Source organism: Novosphingobium meiothermophilum, from assembly GCF_003171715.1.
Lineage (GTDB): Bacteria > Pseudomonadota > Alphaproteobacteria > Sphingomonadales > Sphingomonadaceae > Novosphingobium > Novosphingobium meiothermophilum.
In genome coordinates this window covers 448,741-464,622 of record NZ_QGHL01000007.1, presented here as the reverse complement: position 1 = coordinate 464,622, position 15,882 = coordinate 448,741, and the positions used below count along the sequence as shown (strand labels likewise).

Sequence of the window (15,882 nt, the reverse complement as noted above, 5' to 3'; positions counted from 1 at the left end):
CTATTTGCAGACGCATTTCTGTTTGATCTTCGGCTTGTCCTTCGGCCGCGTGGTGGCAAACTCCTCGCGCGTCAGGAACAGGTCGCCATTGGCATCGGCGGCAGCGAACTTGTCGACCGTGGCGTGTGCCCATTCCTCGAAAGTGAGGAGGTTGTTGCCGTCCTTGTCGAGCTTGCGAAACGCCTTGGCGCGGGTGCTGAGCATTTCGGTGCGGCTGATGCGATTGTCCCGATCCTTGTCGAGCAGGTTGAAGCGCCGCGTTTCCCTGCCGATGGCGGTAGCCTCCGGCGGCGCGGCGCCCATCAGCCCTTCCACATCGGCGCTTGGCAGGTCTTCCGGTTCCAGTTCGTCTGCTGAAGCCGCAGGCGGCGCCGGAACTGCTGAATCAAGACTGCTGGCGGCACGCCCCTGCCACCAGAACACGCCCGCTGCTGCAAGCAGGAGCGCAGCCAGCGCGCCAAGCAGACCTCGAAGCATCGCAACCCCTCCCGCAAGAACGCGGGCAGCCTAAAGGTTCGCGCACAAAGGCGGCAGAGACAGACGGTTCCGCTTTGGCAGGATTGTCAGAAGCCCAGCAATCCGGCGCGCATGACCCGCAAAAGGTCGGCAAAGGGGCTGGATCTGCGATCCCTTCTCTCGCGCCGGGCAAGGACGCGCAGCACCGCCAAAGGCCGCATGGGGCGGGCAACGGGCGGACCGGGGCTGACATCCCCCTTACCCGTCGCCAGATCGCGCGCCATCCGCTCAACCGGCTCCAGCGCGGTCACGCCCAGCAGGTCGGCAAGGGCGAGGTGCGCTTTCACCCGTGCCTCGCAAAGCTGCGTGCCGCCATCCTCGCCGACGATCATTGCTTCCCAGCCATCGATCAGAGCGCCTAGCGCGCCATGCCGCCCCTGCCACGATACAAGCTGCGCCAGCAATGGTTCGCTCACCGGCCAGTTGGTCCCGTCCTCGGCGAGCCGGTCGCGCCACCAGGCAAGCCGCAACTGGATCATGATCGGCTCCCTGCCGGGGCGCGCGGTATCGGCCATGCGCTGCTCGAACGCGAGGAGCGCAAGCCATGCTGCCCGTGCGGACTTCGGGGCATAGGCAAGCGCAATGCGATGTTGGGGATCAAGATCGTTCGGCGGCGATGACATGCGCAGTGCGCTATCCTTCCATAAGCGCGGAAACAGGGCCGGTCAGCGCCACATGCAAAAAAGGGGTGCCAGCGGCGCGGCACCCCTGCATCACGGTCAAGCCGACCACCCGGTCCTTAGCGATAGCACACCTTGCGCACGGCGGCGGCGATTTTCGCGGCATCGATCAGCGCCGCCTTTTCGAGATTGGCTGCATAGGGCAGCGGCACGTCCTCGTCGCAAACCCGCAGCACCGGAGCATCGAGGTGATCGAAGCCTTCTTCCATCGCAATGGCGATGATTTCCGATGCGATCGAACAGACCGGGAAGCCCTCTTCGGCCACAACCATGCGGTTGGTCTTTGCCAGCGAGGCGAGAACGGTTTCCTTGTCGAGCGGGCGCAGCGTCCGCAGGTCGATCACTTCGGCATCGATGCCCTCGGCCGCGAGCGCTTCCGCCGCTTCAAGCGCGAAGCCGACGCCGATCGAGTAGGAGACGATGGTCACGTCCTTGCCCGGACGGACGATGCGTGCCTTGCCGATAGGCAGCACGAAATCATCGATCTGCGGCACATCGAAAGTGCGGCCATAGACCAGTTCGTTCTCAAGGAAGACAACCGGGTCTTCGCTGCGGATCGCGGCGCGCAGCAGGCCCTTGGCATCGGCGCTGTCATAGGGCGCGATCACCACGAGGCCGGGCACGCTGGCATACCATGGGCCGTAGTTCTGCGAGTGCTGGGCGCCGACGCGGGCTGCCGCGCCGTTGGGGCCCCGGAACACGATCGGGCAGCGCATCTGTCCGCCCGACATGTAGTTGGTCTTGGCGGCGGAGTTGATGATATGATCAATCGCCTGCATGGCGAAGTTGAAGGTCATGAACTCTATCACCGGACGCAGACCGCCCATGGCCGCGCCCGCGCCAATCCCGGCAAAACCATATTCGGTAATGGGCGTGTCGATCACCCGCTGCGGTCCGAACTCGTCAAGCAGCCCCTGCGTGACCTTGTAGGCGCCCTGATATTCCGCCACTTCCTCGCCCATCACGAAGACACGGCTGTCGGCACGCATTTCCTCGGCCATGGCATCGCGCAGTGCCTCGCGCACGGTGGTTGGCACCATCGCCGTGCCTGCCGGGATTTCCGGATCGGCTGCGGGCTTTGCATCGCTGCGCGGCGCAATGGCCGCAGCTGCCTTGGCCTTGGCATCAAGGCCCGCAGGTGCATTTTCGGCAACGGGGGCAGACAGCGGCGCGACGGCTGCCGACGCCGTAGCAGCGTCATCGTCTTCGCCCTTGATCGTGGCAATCACGGTGCCGACCTTCACGCCTTCCGTGCCTTCGGCAACAAGCAGTTCGGCAATCACCCCTTCATCGACGGCCTCGAACTCCATCGTCGCCTTGTCGGTTTCGATTTCGGCAAGAATGTCGCCAGACTTCACTTCATCGCCAGCCTTAACCAGCCACTTTGCGAGTGTGCCTTCCTCCATGGTCGGGGAAAGCGCGGGCATCTTCAGTTCGATCGCCATTTCAGTAGGTCTCCACCAGAACGTCGGTGTAGAGTTCGGCCAAGTCCGGCTCAGGTGAGGTTTCGGCAAAGTCTGCCGATTCCGCGACAATCTGGCGAATGCGCTTGTCGATTTCCTTGATCTTCTCCTCTGCCACGCCGCGCTTCAGCAATTCGGCCTTGGCGCCTTCGATCGGGTCGTGATTGTCGCGCATTTCCTGCACTTCCTCACGGCTGCGATACTTGGCGGGATCTGACATCGAGTGGCCGCGATAGCGATAGGTCTTGAGTTCCATGAGCACTGGACCGTTGCCTGCACGCACATATTCAAGCGCAACTTCGGCCGCCTGGCGCACTTCCAGCACGTCCATGCCATTCACGTCCATGCCGGGAATGCGGAACGCGGTGCCACGGCGATAGAAGTGGGTTTCCGCAGAGCCGCGACGCACCGCCGTGCCCATGGCATAACCGTTGTTCTCGACCACGAAGATGATCGGAAGCTTCCACAGCGCCGCCATGTTGAAGGTCTCGTAAACCTGCCCCTGATTGGCCGCGCCATCACCGAAATAGGCCATGCAGACGCCGCCGTCGCCGCGATACTTGTGCGCAAAGGCAAGTCCGGCCCCCAATGGCACCTGCGCGCCCACGATCCCGTGACCGCCGTAGAACTTGTGCTCGGTGCTGAACATGTGCATCGAGCCGCCCTTGCCCCGCGAGATGCCCGCGCCGCGCCCGGTCAGTTCGGCCATGATGACCTTGGGGTCGATGCCGTAGGCCAGCATGTGTCCATGATCGCGATAGCCGGTGATGACGCTGTCATGCCCTTCCTTGAGGGCTGATTGCAGCCCGACGGCGACCGCTTCCTGACCAATGTAGAGGTGGCAGAAACCGCCGATCAGGCCTAGTCCGTAAAGCTGGCCCGCCTTTTCCTCGAACCGGCGAATCAGAACCATCTGCTCGTAGAACTTGAGCAGTTCCTCGTCGCTGGCATCGTAGCGCTTGTTGTTGGCATGGGCCTGCTGCAGGCTGCGCAGCGCAAAAGCGGCCTCTTCGGCAACGGACGATGCAATAACCGGTTCGGCTTGCGCTGCGCTTGCCGCAGCGGAAGAAGCGCTGCGCGCGGCGGGTCTGCGGGGTGTCTTGGCGGCGGATTTGGGGGCGCTGGGCCTGGCGGACTTTGCCAAGTCTGGGTTTCCTTTTCTGGCAGCCTCACGTTCTGCAATTTCCAGAACGCACGGCTTGCCTATACCCTACCGCCCGCAGTTCGCAACGCTCTTGCGACAACTGAAACGCGAATGGATACCTATTCGATTTATGGAAACCAGATTGGTTACATGGCCCAGTGCGTGAGTGCTCTCCTTCACCGGATGCCGATGTCGGCTTCAGTTCGAGCCGAGGCTCACGTTGATGCGATTGATCTTGTTCTCGGCGTTGAAACCCAGCCTGCTGGTGACGCCAAAGCTGCCGACGCGTCCGCGCATGCCGATACCGCGCGCATCGCCGAACGGCTCACCCATCGAGCCGGACTTGCCGCTCTTGTTCTGCTCGCGCACAGCGGCGGCCACCTCGCTCCTGCCCCGATAGGTGCCGCTTGGGGTGGACATCACCACATCCTCCGCCAGTTCCTTGAGCGCCCCCTGTTCGTTGCCGCTTGAGGCTGCGCGCGCGAAACGGCGGGCCGTTTCCATTTGCACCGGTGTGAAGGCAGCAGCACCAACAGCGGCAGGCCGCGTTCCGGCGGGAGCACGCGGCGCGCGCACCAGCGCGGCCAGCTTTGCTCTTCGCGCTTCGATCCGATCGAGAAATGCCTTTGCGGCCGGTTCCGTCGATGCTCTGGAAAGCTGATAGCGCGCGGCCAGTGCGTTCAGCTCCTCCGTGCTGCGCGCGCGCTCGACCTCTGAGGCGAAGCTGCTTTCGTTGCGGGCGAGAAGAGATTGATAACTTGTCGCCGCGCAGCGGCCCAGAGCGGTTCGCAAGCGCTGGACCGCCGCACCTGCTTCCGGCGCAAGGTATCGCAGATCGAGGCGAGACATTTCGGCTGACGCGCTGTCGATCAGGGAGAGCGGAAACGGTCCGCCAGGCACGACTTGCGGATCGACCAGAGCCTGCTCGGCAATAGACAGCATGGTCCAGTTGGTGAGCGAGGAGACCACGTTCCAGCTGCCAAGTGCCATCAGTTGCTGTCGCCCCGCAGCGGAAAGGCGGCCGTCCCCGGCAATCTGTCCGAGCGAGGAAAGGCCGGATCGGACGAAATCAATTTCGCCAAGCCGGGCATTGCGCAACTGTGTGCTGTCGCCAATTCCTTCGACGTAGCCTGTTTCGCCAAAGGCAGGACAGCGCCGTGCCTCGACCACCGAAAGTCCGGCAAGAGCGCCCGAACGCGATTCGGCAATCTCCCGCTCCGGGTTTCCAGCACGTGCGAGCGCGGATGCGTCTCCCCCGAAAGCAGCCGCCAGTGCCGCCACCGCGGCGACAGTCCGGCCAGTCGCCGAACGCAAGGCGCCTTCTTCGCCAGACATCATTGGGCGAATGCCAGATTGGGCAGATTTGGCTGGAAGCGCGCGGCAGTAGGCTCACCAAGCTTGCGGCCGACCGTGCTGAAGGCATTCACTGTCAACCCGGTGCGGACATTGCCGGAAAAGCCCGTGCAGACATCCCCGCTTGAACGCATGCGGTCGCGCACCTGCTCCATGTAGTCGTTGCGCGCCTCCGGGCTCATGCGCGCGTCTTCGATCTTCACGTTCGAGGATTGGGCATCGGCGCAAAGCAATCCGTCGCGATACTGCGCCGTGGTCGAAACCACCGCCACCGTTCCGGCGGCGCTTAGCGGATATCGGTTCGTGACGGTCACGACACCGCCAGCGCTCTCGGCAAACTCGGAGACGATGCCGCATCCCTTGGGCGAAGGATCATGGCAAAGGTAGCGCACGGATTTGGCTGTTGCCACAACGGTATGCGCGTCAACCAGATTGGGTGATTTGAGGAAGACCGAACGTTCGCTTGGCCCCTTCTGGGCGGCAAGAGCGTTCTCGGCGCTCACGTCCAGCACTGTGGCGCCAAGGATCACCGCTTCCCAGTTGTTGCTGCGATCTGCCATGCCGGAAAAGATCACCTTGTCGTTGTTTATCCCCTTGGCCACCATCCGCTGCATCTTGGGACAGGAAAGGCTGTGGCCTGCGCGGACGGCGCCGAAGAAACGGGCCGCGGGTGAAATGCCGCCTTTGAACAGATCCGGTTTCTGCCCCACGATCGTCACGACCACCCTCTCGGCGCAGACCGGAGCTTCGGCATAGGCTGCCAGATCCGCTCCGGAACGGCCGATCAGTTTTCCCGGCAAGGCTTTCTGCGCCGAAATTGCACCCGGCATGGCCATAAGCGCAGCAATGCTGGCAATACCTCCCATTGTAAAGAAAGTGTAATTTCTGCGAGGATCGCAAGAGAACCGGCTGCGCATCGGCGACACCCCCAAAACGGATCAAATGAACTTCTTGAAGATCGCAAGTTTAAAACCTTCGTCAAGCACTTCTGACGGTGATCCATGACAAAAAAGCTTATCTTGGCCGTGGACTCACCAATATCATTCACTCATATTCGGATCAGTTTCGCGCTTCGGGGGCAAAAAAGCGTCATGGGAAAGAATATTTCCATAGCAATCAGCAGCTTCGTTTGCGCTGCGGTCGTTTCGGCAAATATTGACGGCCGAATCGTCGAGAACAGCAATGCAGCCTTGGTCATCCCTTCGGCGGCGGCGCAATCCGCAGTGCGCAGCTTGTCGGCCGGCAGTGCAAGTGCCTCTGGCTCCGCAGCACAGAACCCTTCCTCCGCAGAAGTTGCAGCTTCGGCAGAAACATCACCTTGTCTGCAAAAGTTGCAGGAAAAGAAGATCGCCGATGAAGCCAAGCCAAAGAAGAAGAAGAACGCGGGCCTTTTCGGCGCAATCGGCGGCGCAATTCTGGGCGGGGTCATCGGCTCGCAACTGTGCAAGAACGAAAGGGGCGGAGCCAGCGCGGGCTGCATTGCCAAGTATGGCGCCATCGGTGGCGCGGCAGGATTTGCCCTTGGAAAACTGATCGAGAAATCGGACGAGCGCAAGGTTGCGGAAGCCAGCTACAAGGCCGCACTGACGCAGCGTCCCGTATCGATTGCGCTCAAGAATGGCTGTGCGCTGGCCGAACCCAAGGGCGAGCCAGTCTATGAGCCGCGCGAAGTGCAGCTTGCCATGCTTGAAACTGTATCGCCGCCCGCAGGCACCTTGCGGGCAATTGGCGGTTTTCGGCAACCCGCTGCGGCCATGCCGCTGAACCCATCGACCGCAGCCGCGCGCAAGCCCTTGTCCAGCCTCCAGCCCAAGACGCCCGCATTCGTCATGGGGTCGGCAGACAATGGCAACTGGCTGCTTGTTGCAAGGCAGGACCCTGAGCAGGGTTATGTCGCCTCTGGCTGGGCGCGTGCGGCCGGTTGGACCGAAGCAACACCGCCCGCCGAAGAACAGACGATCAGCGGCCAGACCTACAAGAGCGCTTCGGTGAAGGTTGAAGTGCCCTGTTCGGAATCGACCGTGACCATTCGCAACGAAGCCACGAACAAACAGGAATCGCCCTCGGTAAAATCCTGCATCATGCCCGATGGGGTGCCGGAAATTGCCTGACCGATCACCGGAGGCGCTGACGGCCCATCGCGCGTGAACATCGCATCTTCAACGCCGCCAAATGCGTCCGGCGATCAGGCAGGCCCCTTCTTGCTGTCGCAGCGGATTGCCCGCTTCATCGTCCGGATGCGGTGGGCGATGCTGGGCGTTGCGCTGCTGGTCTGCGTCATTGCCGGGATGGGACTGCGTTCGCTGGAGATACAGCACGACTATCGCAGGTTCGTTGATGCCGGCAACGCCGAGCTGAGCCTGTCCGATCAGCTTGCATCGATCACTGCAGGCGGCCGGGAATCGCTTGCAATCATCTACCGGCCGGAATCGGGCCAGGTCTTCGAATCCACCAGCCTTCTGCAACTTGCCAAGCTGGCTGATCTTGCTTCACGAATGCCGCATGTGGACCAGCAGAAGTCCCTGCTGACCGCTCGCAAGCTGGTAAGGCTGAGTGACTCCGGCACGGCGGCATCAGATCGCGACCGCTACCGCATCGTGCCCTTCATTCATCCCGACGGATTGCTGGAAGATGCCGGTTTCGCGCGGATGCGCGGCGATGCGGCAGCTCTGCCTTCGCTGGGTGGACGCCTCGTGGCACGCGACGGCAGCAGCGCTCTGGTCCTGCTGGCAGTCAATATGGGAAAGGATGGCAGCGAGCGGCAGGCGCGCCTCGCGGCCCTAAAGGATGCCGTGGCGAATGCACGGGTCGATGTTCAGGGCTTGCGTGGCGGCGATCAGGTTACGCTTGTGGGACCGGCGCTGTTCGACAGCGCGCTGGCGGAGATCCTTTCGGAAGACGCAATGCGGCTTGCTCCGGTCGGGCTTGTGCTGTTCTTCGTCCTTCTCTTCGCGCTGTTTCGCAGCATGGCGCAGGCTGCCATCGTGCTGGGCATCAGCATTGCGGCGTGCATTGCAGCGCTCGGAACGCTCTGCTGGACAGGTGCGCCAGTAACCATTCTGGTCTTTTCGGGACTTCTGCTGGTGGCCACGCTGTCTGTCGCCGAAGCGCTGCACGTGATCAGCGGCTTCTCCTTGCGGCTTGGCGAAGGCGCCACCCGCATCGAGGCGCTCGAACACACGCTCGATCACAACTTCTGGGCCATCTGCACCACCAGCGCGACAACCGCCATCGGTGAGGCCGTCCTGCTTTACAACAGTTCTCCGGCCGTGCGGACGATGGGCCTTGTCATGATCTTCGGCGCATTCTTCGCCGTTTTCCTTACCCTGACAGTCGTGCCAGCACTCGTTCTGGGCACCGGACAAAGCGGCAAGGGGCTTGGCCATTCCAGCATCCGTGCGCTCGACCGGCTGGGCGCGCTGTGCAGCCGCCATCCACCCCGCGTATTGCTGGCAACGCTGGCCATCTCAGCGCTGCTTCTTCCGGGTATCGCCAACAGCTTCCTGCACGATTCGATGGCCGGATGGTTTTCGCCAAGGGCCGAGTTCAGGAAGGGCCTCGATCTGCTGAACCGTGATTACACCGCCGTCCAGTCGTTCAGTATCGCCACCGAGGCTGACAACGCCGATCGCGAGGCTGCCAGTGGATGGCCGGTGGCGTCCGAGCTTATCGAGCGACAACAGACGTTCGACCGGGACTTGGCGCGGATGACCGGCGTTCGCGCCGCGCTTACGCCCTCGCAGTTGCGCAGCGCCTTTGAACAAGCAGCAGATGGCGCCACATCGGACAGGTCCAGCCTGGTCATAAGCACAGCGCAGGCCGCAGAGGCAATCGACGTTGCAGTGCCTTCGGTTGCCATGCTTGAGGACGCAGGTGTTGCCTCGCCATTCGAAGCGGGCAAGCGGTCCTATCTGCTGCGCACTGTCGATGCAGGCGTTTCCAGCAACGGCGATCTTCTGCGCGTTGTCGATGAAGTCAGGGCTGCCGCAGCGCGAACCATTCCCGACCGGCCGACCCTTGCGGGCGGCGCGGCCGTGGTCTTTGCCCGGCTTGGCGAGGACAACATCGCCAATACGGCGCAGGGAACGGTGCTGACGATCATCAGCATTACCATTTGCATGGCTTTTGCCTTTCGCAGCGGCCGACAGGCACTGCTCAGCCTTGCCCCGAATGTTCTGCCGGTCGCGCTTGTGTTCGGCGCCTGGGGCTGGATTTCGGGTGAACTGAACCTCGCCGCCACAACCGTGCTGAGCGTGGCGCTGGGCATCGTGGTGGATGATACGACCCACATTTTCATGAAGTTCGACCGCCTTGTGCGGCAAGGACTGGATGCGGCAACCGCCACGGCGTTGACCATGGCGCAGGTGAGCACGCCAATCGTCGTGACAAGCGTGGTGCTCGCCAGCGGCTTTGCGCTGCTGGGCTTCAGCCAGTTTGCCCTGACCGCGCAGCAATCCTGGATGATTGCCGCGTCGATCCTGGCGGCTGTTCTGTTCGACCTGACGGCAACGCCGGCCATGCTCGCCCTGTTTGCCGACAGACAGCTTGGCCGCAAGGCAATGATGGAGAAGCAAGCATGACGGCGCCGGAAGATATCTTGCTGGCTCGGAGCCAGAGCAGGCCTCAGTTGCTCCGGCTCTTCGTGGCGATTTCAATGGCATTGGCGGCGCTGCCTTGGGCGAGCGGGCCGGCCTGGTCACAATCAGCCTCGCGTCCGACATTTCCGGGCCTGCCCTTTCCGGGGTTGCCGCAATTGCCGCTGCCGCTTCCAGGAGGCACCGGCGCCAACGGCTTCGAACTGCCCAATCTCCTTCCGCAGCCCGGACCCGTGCCAGCTACCTCTCCCGCCCACGAGGCGATGCTGAAGGAATATGGCGGCGTATTCTCCGGGCCGCAGACCGCCCTTGTCCAGTCTGCCATTACGCGCATCTCGCTGGCAGCGGGCACGTTTGCGCCGCGTGGCGGCTATCGGGTGACGCTTCTGAACTCGCCGGTTCTCAATGCCTTCGCCTACCCCGATGGAAATGCCTATATCACGCGCCAGCTTCTTGCACTGACGAATACCGAGGAAGATCTCATCGGCATTATGGGCCACGAGGCGGGTCACGTGATCTTCCGCCACGGCAACATCGATATGGCCCTGCGCACACCGCAAAAGGCGGGAGCGGCGGTGCTGGGCACCTTCCTGCCGGAGGTCGGCAACATGGCCAAGGTATCCGGCGACCTTGTGCTGGGTGTTCTCGACCGGGCGCAGGAGCATCAGTGCGATATCAGCGGGGTCAAGTTCCTGTCCAAGCTGGGAATGGACCCGCTGGGCATGTATCGCGGCATCCGCGCACTCGATCTTTACGAGAAGCTGGACAATGCCGAGTTCGGCGCACGCTCCGAAGGCGCGATGGATTACTGGCTGCGTTCGCATCCGGTCAATGCGGAGCGGCTGAGCCTTATCACCACGGCGGCACAGACTTTTACCGGCCCGCCCACATCGCCAGCCGCCCGTGCCGCCTATATCCGCGCGCTGGACGGGATGCTGTTTGACGACGGACCGAACGACGGCATTCTGGACGGGCGCGTATTCCGGCATCCGGCAATCGGTCTGGCACTGACGATTCCCGATGGCTGGGCCATGCGCAACGGCCAGAAGGTCGTGTTCACCAACAAGGCGGGCGGGATCGTTGTGATGACCATGCACGCCGGAAGTGGCACGGCCGAGCAATTGTTCGCCAAAAGCTGGACCGACGAGTTCAAGCCGGGCAAAGCGCCACCAACGCCGTCCGTAGCCGATCTTGGCGGCATTGTCCGCGCTACCGGCTCTGCACGCACCGGCACGCAAGCGGCCATGGTTGATGTCACGCTCGCGGTCTATCGCTGGAGCAATCAGGGCTACATCCGCATTGTTGCCATCGACAAGGGCATGAAAGCACAACCACAAATCGACAGCATTATCGCTTCGGTTCAGCGCCTATCGGCGCAGGAAGCCGCAAATGTCAGGGTAAGGCGGGTCAAAGTGGTCGAAATCCGTCCGGGAGACACCATCGCTGCACTGTCGGAACGCATGGCTTATGACAACTTGCGCGAACAGCGCTTCCGGGCGCTTAACGGCCTTGGCCCAACCGACCGCCTGCCCGCGGCCGGGCCGGTGAAGCTTGTGGTGTGGGCGCCGCGATAGACCGCCCAGCGCGGCCGCTTCAACGCGCCTTCGTTCAGCCTGCAAACATGCAGCCAAGCGTGGCCTGTCCGACCACACCGATGATTTCCGGATCGCCCATCCCAGCCAACCGTTCAAGAACGCGCTGCGTGCCGCGCGGCTGATCTGAAGCCTTGAAAGCCTTGGCCAGTGCCCCAAGCCTTTGCAACTGGGCGATGCTGAGATCCTGCGCCAGCGGCCGGGCCATACACCGTGCGACCGAATCCGAAAAACCGAACTCAATCAGATTGCTCCTGACCCTGCCTTCTTTGTCGACGCAAGACACAAGAAAGAAACTGGCAACAACAGCCAACAGGGATGAGGTGTAACGCATCTCTCTGGATCAGTCCTGAAACGAGCAGATTTCTCAATATTTGTCATGAAGCTATACTGTAGCTTCGCATAATTTCGTAATAGCACAACCCGAAAATTATCGCCTGACAGGTAAAGCCGTCATTCAAACTGAAATATTTTGCGACACTTACCACAAAGACGGAAAATACGCGCGAAGCCGCGTCCGGATCGCGCACGCGACTGCGCCATAGCAACACAGGGGGGATCATTGTGTTGGAAGAAATGGCGCACCCGGAACGATTCGAACGTCCGACCCTCAGATTCGTAGTCTGATGCTCTATCCAGCTGAGCTACGGGTGCCTGCCAATGTCATCCCAAACCAAACCGCAAGGGGAATGGCGCACCCGGAACGATTCGAACGTCCGACCCTCAGATTCGTAGTCTGATGCTCTATCCAGCTGAGCTACGGGTGCTTGGGAGACGCGCCTTTAGGGCGCTCTTTTCGCTTTGGCAACCCCCCAGAACAAGTCACAGCAAGGGAATGACCGCTTGCACCAAGGGAACATCCAGCGGGGGCACCGCAAAACGGGAAATGTCGTCAGCGGATGCCCAGACAAGCGCCGAACCCGCTTCGATCGGGCGAGGTTCGCCCTGCCAGCGCCGCGCTCCGTAAAGCAGAAGGAGCATCACCCGCTCCTTAGCCGCAAGCCATTCTGTGGAAAAAGAAATCGGGAAGAGATCGCCTTCGTCGAGGACGATGCCAAGTTCCTCGTCGATTTCTCTTACAAGTGCCGCGCAACAGGTTTCGCCTGCCTCCAGCTTGCCGCCGGGAAACTCCCATAGCCCACCATGAGCCTTGTTTGCCGGGCGCTGCTGCATGAGCACCCTCCCCTCACCATCCATCAGGGCCAGCGCAACGACAATCACCGGTGTCGAGGAATCTTCCACACGCATCCCGACTATCAACCCTTTCTTAGGGAACCCAACGTAAAAACCACAGGGCCGCTTTCGTGGGAACGACGATGAAGACCTTGCTTCGAAACATCATTCGCAACGAATGCGGTGCTACGGCCATCGAATACGGCCTGCTGATTTCGCTGATCGGCTTGGCTGCAACCTTTGGCATGAAGCAGTTCGGCAGTGCCATGTACAACATGTACGTCACTGTGAACGAAAATACCCTTGAGAAAGTTCAGGGGCCTTAACTGCTTCTTAGGCTTTGCCACGTAGTTCTACGAATGCTCGCTCCGGGGACAAAGTTGGGGCGGGACGGGAAGAAGAAGACCATACTCTAGGAGACCGACCATGAAGCTTTTCCGTAACCTGCTCGCCAACAACGAAGGTGCCACCGCGATCGAATACGGCCTGATCGCCGCCCTCGTCGCTGTCGCCGCGATCGCCGCCATGACCCAGCTCGGCAGCTCGCTCGGCAACACCTTCACGGGCGTCGCCACCTCGATGGACAACTCGCTCTAATAGAGCGCCGCGGCCTTACCGGTCGCCATCACGCAAACCGGAAGGGGCGCCCCAGCAGGGCGCCCCTTCTTCGTGTGTGCTCCAGCGCAAGCGCGCACCAATACCCTTGCGGGGCTGAGCAAGCGAGCTGTTGCGGACCTGTGTTCAGTAAACGACAAGCTTGACCTTGTCGCCCGCCTGCAACCTGCTTGATGCCGTGAGGCCATTGAGCACGAGGAAGCGGTCAAGCTGGCGATCAGTGAATGCCATACGCGCGGCCAGAGTCTGCACAGTGTCGCCAGCCTTTACAGTCACCACGGAAAGTCTGCGCGGCTTGACGGCCGATGCCTCGGCGGCATTGATCCGCCGGACGGAATTGAACATCGCATCGAACTGCTGTGCCTGCCCGGCCTGGCTGATCGTGGCAAAATGATAAGCCTGCGTCGGGCCGAATTCGTAGGCGAAGACCACGATATCGACCTGCCCGTTGCCGCTGTTGGCGCGGGCAAAGCCATAGGCGGCGGGAATACCGTTCACGGTCGTGCGCTCTATCGATTGCGGCGCGAGCCGCTGCTGGCTGGAAAGACCGGCAAAAACCGAAGTCACGTAGCGGTTCAGGTCGCCGCTGTAACTCGCGGTCGAAAACTCACCCTTGCCGCTTTGCCCGGAAATGGCGACGGCACGCGTTCCGTTGACCAGGTAGAACCCGTTCGGCGCCTGAAACGCAAGGCGCAACACCGGATGGGTGAATCGGCTTCCGTCCACGATGCCCTGCGCCGGATCATCGCCATAGGTCAGCCCGTTGATCCCGGCGAGGAACGCATCGCGGTTGGTCCGGCCTGTGGCGTTGGCACCCGCGCGAACCAGCGCGGCCCGCACGCGCGATGCCGGATCGGGGTGGGTGCTGGCCCATTCAGGCACCTGATTGGCCGTTCCCTTGAGCGCAGCATCGAGCGCATTCTGATTCGCAAGGCTTTGCAGGAGCGTCGACATCGCGCGCGGATCGTATCCGCTTCGCTGGAGGTAGGTTATCCCAAGATTGTCGGCCTCGGTTTCCTGACCGCGCGAATACTTGAGCGTGAGAAGCTGGCTGCCAGTCGAGAAGATCTGCTGTCCGATCTGGCCAAGTGCACCATTGCCGAGCACCGCACCCGCAAGCACCGTTCCGAGCGCTCCAAGCAGCGAGTTGCGGGTGGCGGCGCTCTGCCGCTTGGCGGAATGGCGCGCGGCGACATGGCCGACCTCGTGTCCCTGCACCGCTGCCAGTTCGGCCTCGTTGTTCATCAGCGCGGCAAGCTGGCGCGTGACGTAGATGTAGCCACCGGGAATTGCGAAGGCATTGTTCACCGGCGAGTTGAGCAGCGTGACCGTGAAATCGGTGCTGGCATTGCCAAGGCCTGACTGCATTGCGATCGACCGGCCAACGCTTTCGACATAGGCAGCCTGCGGCCCTGTCATTGCGCCGCCGAACTCCTGGAGCAGTTGCGGATGCGCTTCGGCCCCCTGTTTCTTGTCGGCTGCACTGATGGTCTGGACGGTGCCCTGTGCGTTCGCGGGCGCGCCGCCCTGCCCCACGCAGGCCGGCAGGACCGAGAGACCAAGCACCGAAACGGTCAGCAATCCGGCACGCGAACGAGCGATGATCGACATGAAACTCTCCCCGATAGCTACCCGACAACATCGGACAACATCATTGCCACGTCCAGCCTGAACGCCACCCGACAGACCGACATCCCCCGCTGCTCGTCGCAAAGAAGGTCGCCCAAGGCCAGTTTGGCAATTGAGCATACACAAAATCAGGTCAGCGGGGGTGGCCTCAGGCGCCGATGCGCAGGAAACGCTCGGCCCGGAGATTGCGCAGTTCGTCCGCCGACTTTCCGGCAAGGCCAGCCAGTTCTTCTGCAATCGCCTTGCCCAGCGCCGTGCAGGCTGCGGCAGGATCGCGGTGCGCGCCGCCGATCGGCTCCGGCACGATGCGGTCAATCACGCCCAGCGACAGGAGATCCTGCGCCGTGACCTTCATGGCCTCTGCCGCATCGGCCGCCTTTTCCGCTGTGCGCCAGAGAATTGACGCGCAACCTTCGGGCGAAATGACAGAATAGATCGCGTGTTCAAGCATCAAGACGCGCTCGGCGCTGGCAAGCGCCACGGCGCCGCCCGATCCGCCTTCGCCCACAATCGTTGCCACCATCGGCACGCCCAGCGCAAGGCAGGCCTCGGTTGATCGGGCAATAGCCTCTGCCTGTCCGCGCTCTTCCGCCTCGACACCGGGGAAGGCACCTGATGTGTCGACCAGTGTCACCACCGGAAGACCGAACCGGCTGGCAAGTTCCATCAAGCGGATCGCCTTGCGATAGCCTTCCGGCTTGCCCATGCCGAAGTTGTGGCGAATGCGGCTTTGCGTATCGTGGCCCTTCTCGTGCCCGATCAGCATGACCCGGCGGCCGCCATAATCATCGCCAAGCCGTGCGAAGCCACCGATGATTGCCTGATCTTCGCCAAAGCAGCGGTCGCCGCCGAGCGGCATGAAACCGGTGAATATCTTCTCGATGTAGTCGCGCATGTGCGGACGGGCCGGATGCCGCGCCACCTGGGTCTTCTGCCAGGGAGTCAAAGCCCGGTAGGTGCTGGCAAGAAGATCCGCCGACTTTGCTTCAAGCCGCCGGATTTCCGACGCGATATCGATATCGCCGCTCTGCGCGGTTTCGCGCAGTTCGGCAATGCGGGCTTCGAGCGCGGCGACCGGCTTTTCGAACTCGAGATAGGAAATCATGGGCCTTCCGCTAGGCC

16 protein-coding genes and 2 tRNA genes are annotated in these 15,882 nt (G+C 62.1%); 5 read left to right on the top strand and 13 right to left on the bottom strand.

Annotated elements, in window-relative coordinates; translation table 11 throughout:
- From DKM43_RS06320 to DKM43_RS16345, 7 genes are all read right to left on the bottom strand, one after another.
- Positions 1-477: an EF-hand domain-containing protein gene (locus DKM43_RS06320; RefSeq protein ID WP_109797595.1), complete on the bottom strand. Its 477-nt coding sequence runs from the start codon at positions 475-477 to the stop codon at positions 1-3.
- Between the two features lie 86 nt (positions 478-563).
- Positions 564-1,139 carry a hypothetical protein gene (locus tag DKM43_RS06315; protein WP_109797594.1) on the bottom strand — a complete coding sequence of 192 codons (576 nt, stop codon included), beginning with the start codon at positions 1,137-1,139 and terminating at the stop codon, positions 564-566.
- Positions 1,140-1,255: 116 nt separating this feature from the next.
- Positions 1,256-2,641: a pyruvate dehydrogenase complex E1 component subunit beta gene (locus DKM43_RS06310; RefSeq protein ID WP_109797593.1), complete on the bottom strand. Its 1,386-nt coding sequence runs from the start codon at positions 2,639-2,641 to the stop codon at positions 1,256-1,258.
- Between the two features lies 1 nt (position 2,642).
- Positions 2,643-3,803: a pyruvate dehydrogenase (acetyl-transferring) E1 component subunit alpha gene (pdhA, locus tag DKM43_RS06305; RefSeq protein WP_109797592.1), complete on the bottom strand. Its 1,161-nt coding sequence runs from the start codon at positions 3,801-3,803 to the stop codon at positions 2,643-2,645.
- Between the two features lie 198 nt (positions 3,804-4,001).
- A complete protein-coding gene (locus tag DKM43_RS06300; protein ID WP_109797591.1) occupies positions 4,002-5,141 on the bottom strand; it encodes a nuclear transport factor 2-like protein in 1,140 nt (379 codons plus the stop codon).
- Positions 5,138-6,022 carry a hypothetical protein gene (locus DKM43_RS06295; RefSeq protein ID WP_145960479.1) on the bottom strand — a complete coding sequence of 295 codons (885 nt, stop codon included), beginning with the start codon at positions 6,020-6,022 and terminating at the stop codon, positions 5,138-5,140. The genes DKM43_RS06300 and DKM43_RS06295 overlap by 4 nt, the downstream gene beginning before the upstream one ends.
- Positions 6,023-6,204: 182 nt before the next feature.
- A complete protein-coding gene (locus DKM43_RS16345) occupies positions 6,205-6,519 on the bottom strand; it encodes a hypothetical protein (protein ID WP_145960478.1) in 315 nt (104 codons plus the stop codon).
- On the opposite strand from DKM43_RS16345, the gene DKM43_RS06290 reads away from it, so the two are divergent.
- From DKM43_RS06290 to DKM43_RS06280, 3 genes are all read left to right on the top strand, one after another.
- Positions 6,488-7,267 (top strand): hypothetical protein, encoded by a 780-nt coding sequence (locus DKM43_RS06290; protein ID WP_109797589.1) that lies wholly within the window; start codon positions 6,488-6,490, stop codon positions 7,265-7,267. The two genes, DKM43_RS16345 and DKM43_RS06290, sit on opposite strands and share 32 nt — an antisense overlap.
- Positions 7,268-7,300: 33 nt before the next feature.
- Positions 7,301-9,736 (top strand): efflux RND transporter permease subunit, encoded by a 2,436-nt coding sequence (locus DKM43_RS06285; RefSeq protein WP_109797588.1) that lies wholly within the window; start codon positions 7,301-7,303, stop codon positions 9,734-9,736.
- 248 nt (positions 9,737-9,984) lie between these two features.
- Positions 9,985-11,325, top strand: coding sequence for a M48 family metalloprotease (locus DKM43_RS06280; protein ID WP_161554042.1), 1,341 nt, complete (start codon positions 9,985-9,987; stop codon positions 11,323-11,325).
- Positions 11,326-11,359: 34 nt separating this feature from the next.
- Here DKM43_RS06280 and DKM43_RS06275 read toward each other — a convergent pair whose 3' ends face one another.
- The 4 genes from DKM43_RS06275 to DKM43_RS06260 form a co-directional block, all read right to left on the bottom strand.
- Entirely contained in the window at positions 11,360-11,677 is a 318-nt protein-coding gene (locus DKM43_RS06275) for a hypothetical protein (RefSeq protein ID WP_109797586.1), read from the bottom strand.
- A 243-nt stretch (positions 11,678-11,920) separates the two neighbouring features.
- Positions 11,921-11,997 (bottom strand) — tRNA-Arg (locus tag DKM43_RS06270).
- 36 nt (positions 11,998-12,033) lie between these two features.
- Positions 12,034-12,110, bottom strand: a tRNA-Arg gene (locus DKM43_RS06265).
- A 55-nt stretch (positions 12,111-12,165) separates the two neighbouring features.
- Positions 12,166-12,591, bottom strand: coding sequence for a (deoxy)nucleoside triphosphate pyrophosphohydrolase (locus DKM43_RS06260; RefSeq protein ID WP_109797585.1), 426 nt, complete (start codon positions 12,589-12,591; stop codon positions 12,166-12,168).
- Positions 12,592-12,659: 68 nt separating this feature from the next.
- On the opposite strand from DKM43_RS06260, the gene DKM43_RS06255 reads away from it, so the two are divergent.
- Positions 12,660-12,842, top strand: a complete 183-nt coding sequence (locus tag DKM43_RS06255; protein WP_109797584.1) for a Flp family type IVb pilin — start codon at positions 12,660-12,662, stop codon at positions 12,840-12,842.
- A gap of 100 nt (positions 12,843-12,942) precedes the next feature.
- Positions 12,943-13,113, top strand: a complete 171-nt coding sequence (locus DKM43_RS06250) for a Flp family type IVb pilin (protein WP_109797583.1) — start codon at positions 12,943-12,945, stop codon at positions 13,111-13,113.
- A gap of 144 nt (positions 13,114-13,257) precedes the next feature.
- Here the strand turns inward: DKM43_RS06250 and DKM43_RS06245 are convergent, their stop codons facing one another.
- Both DKM43_RS06245 and DKM43_RS06240 read right to left on the bottom strand, forming a co-directional pair.
- On the bottom strand, positions 13,258-14,742 hold the full coding sequence (locus tag DKM43_RS06245) for a M48 family metalloprotease (protein WP_109797582.1): 1,485 nt from the start codon (positions 14,740-14,742) through the stop codon (positions 13,258-13,260).
- 166 nt (positions 14,743-14,908) lie between these two features.
- Complete coding sequence (locus DKM43_RS06240) at positions 14,909-15,865, bottom strand: acetyl-CoA carboxylase carboxyltransferase subunit alpha (protein WP_109797581.1); 957 nt, start codon at positions 15,863-15,865, stop codon at positions 14,909-14,911.
- Between the last annotated feature and the right edge of the window lie 17 nt (positions 15,866-15,882).

Coding starts and splice junctions, on each gene's coding strand:
- DKM43_RS06315 (WP_109797594.1), bottom strand. CDS start 1,139: ATGTCATCGCCGCCGAACGATCTTGATCCCCAACATCGCATTGCGCTT.
- DKM43_RS06310 (WP_109797593.1), bottom strand. CDS start 2,641: ATGGCGATCGAACTGAAGATGCCCGCGCTTTCCCCGACCATGGAGGAA.
- DKM43_RS06260 (WP_109797585.1), bottom strand. CDS start 12,591: ATGCGTGTGGAAGATTCCTCGACACCGGTGATTGTCGTTGCGCTGGCC.
- DKM43_RS06255 (WP_109797584.1), top strand. CDS start 12,660: ATGAAGACCTTGCTTCGAAACATCATTCGCAACGAATGCGGTGCTACG.
- DKM43_RS06245 (WP_109797582.1), bottom strand. CDS start 14,742: ATGTCGATCATCGCTCGTTCGCGTGCCGGATTGCTGACCGTTTCGGTG.
- DKM43_RS06320 (WP_109797595.1), bottom strand. CDS start 477: ATGCTTCGAGGTCTGCTTGGCGCGCTGGCTGCGCTCCTGCTTGCAGCA.
- DKM43_RS06250 (WP_109797583.1), top strand. CDS start 12,943: ATGAAGCTTTTCCGTAACCTGCTCGCCAACAACGAAGGTGCCACCGCG.
- DKM43_RS06295 (WP_145960479.1), bottom strand. CDS start 6,022: ATGGGAGGTATTGCCAGCATTGCTGCGCTTATGGCCATGCCGGGTGCA.
- DKM43_RS06240 (WP_109797581.1), bottom strand. CDS start 15,865: ATGATTTCCTATCTCGAGTTCGAAAAGCCGGTCGCCGCGCTCGAAGCC.
- DKM43_RS06300 (WP_109797591.1), bottom strand. CDS start 5,141: ATGATGTCTGGCGAAGAAGGCGCCTTGCGTTCGGCGACTGGCCGGACT.
- DKM43_RS06275 (WP_109797586.1), bottom strand. CDS start 11,677: ATGCGTTACACCTCATCCCTGTTGGCTGTTGTTGCCAGTTTCTTTCTT.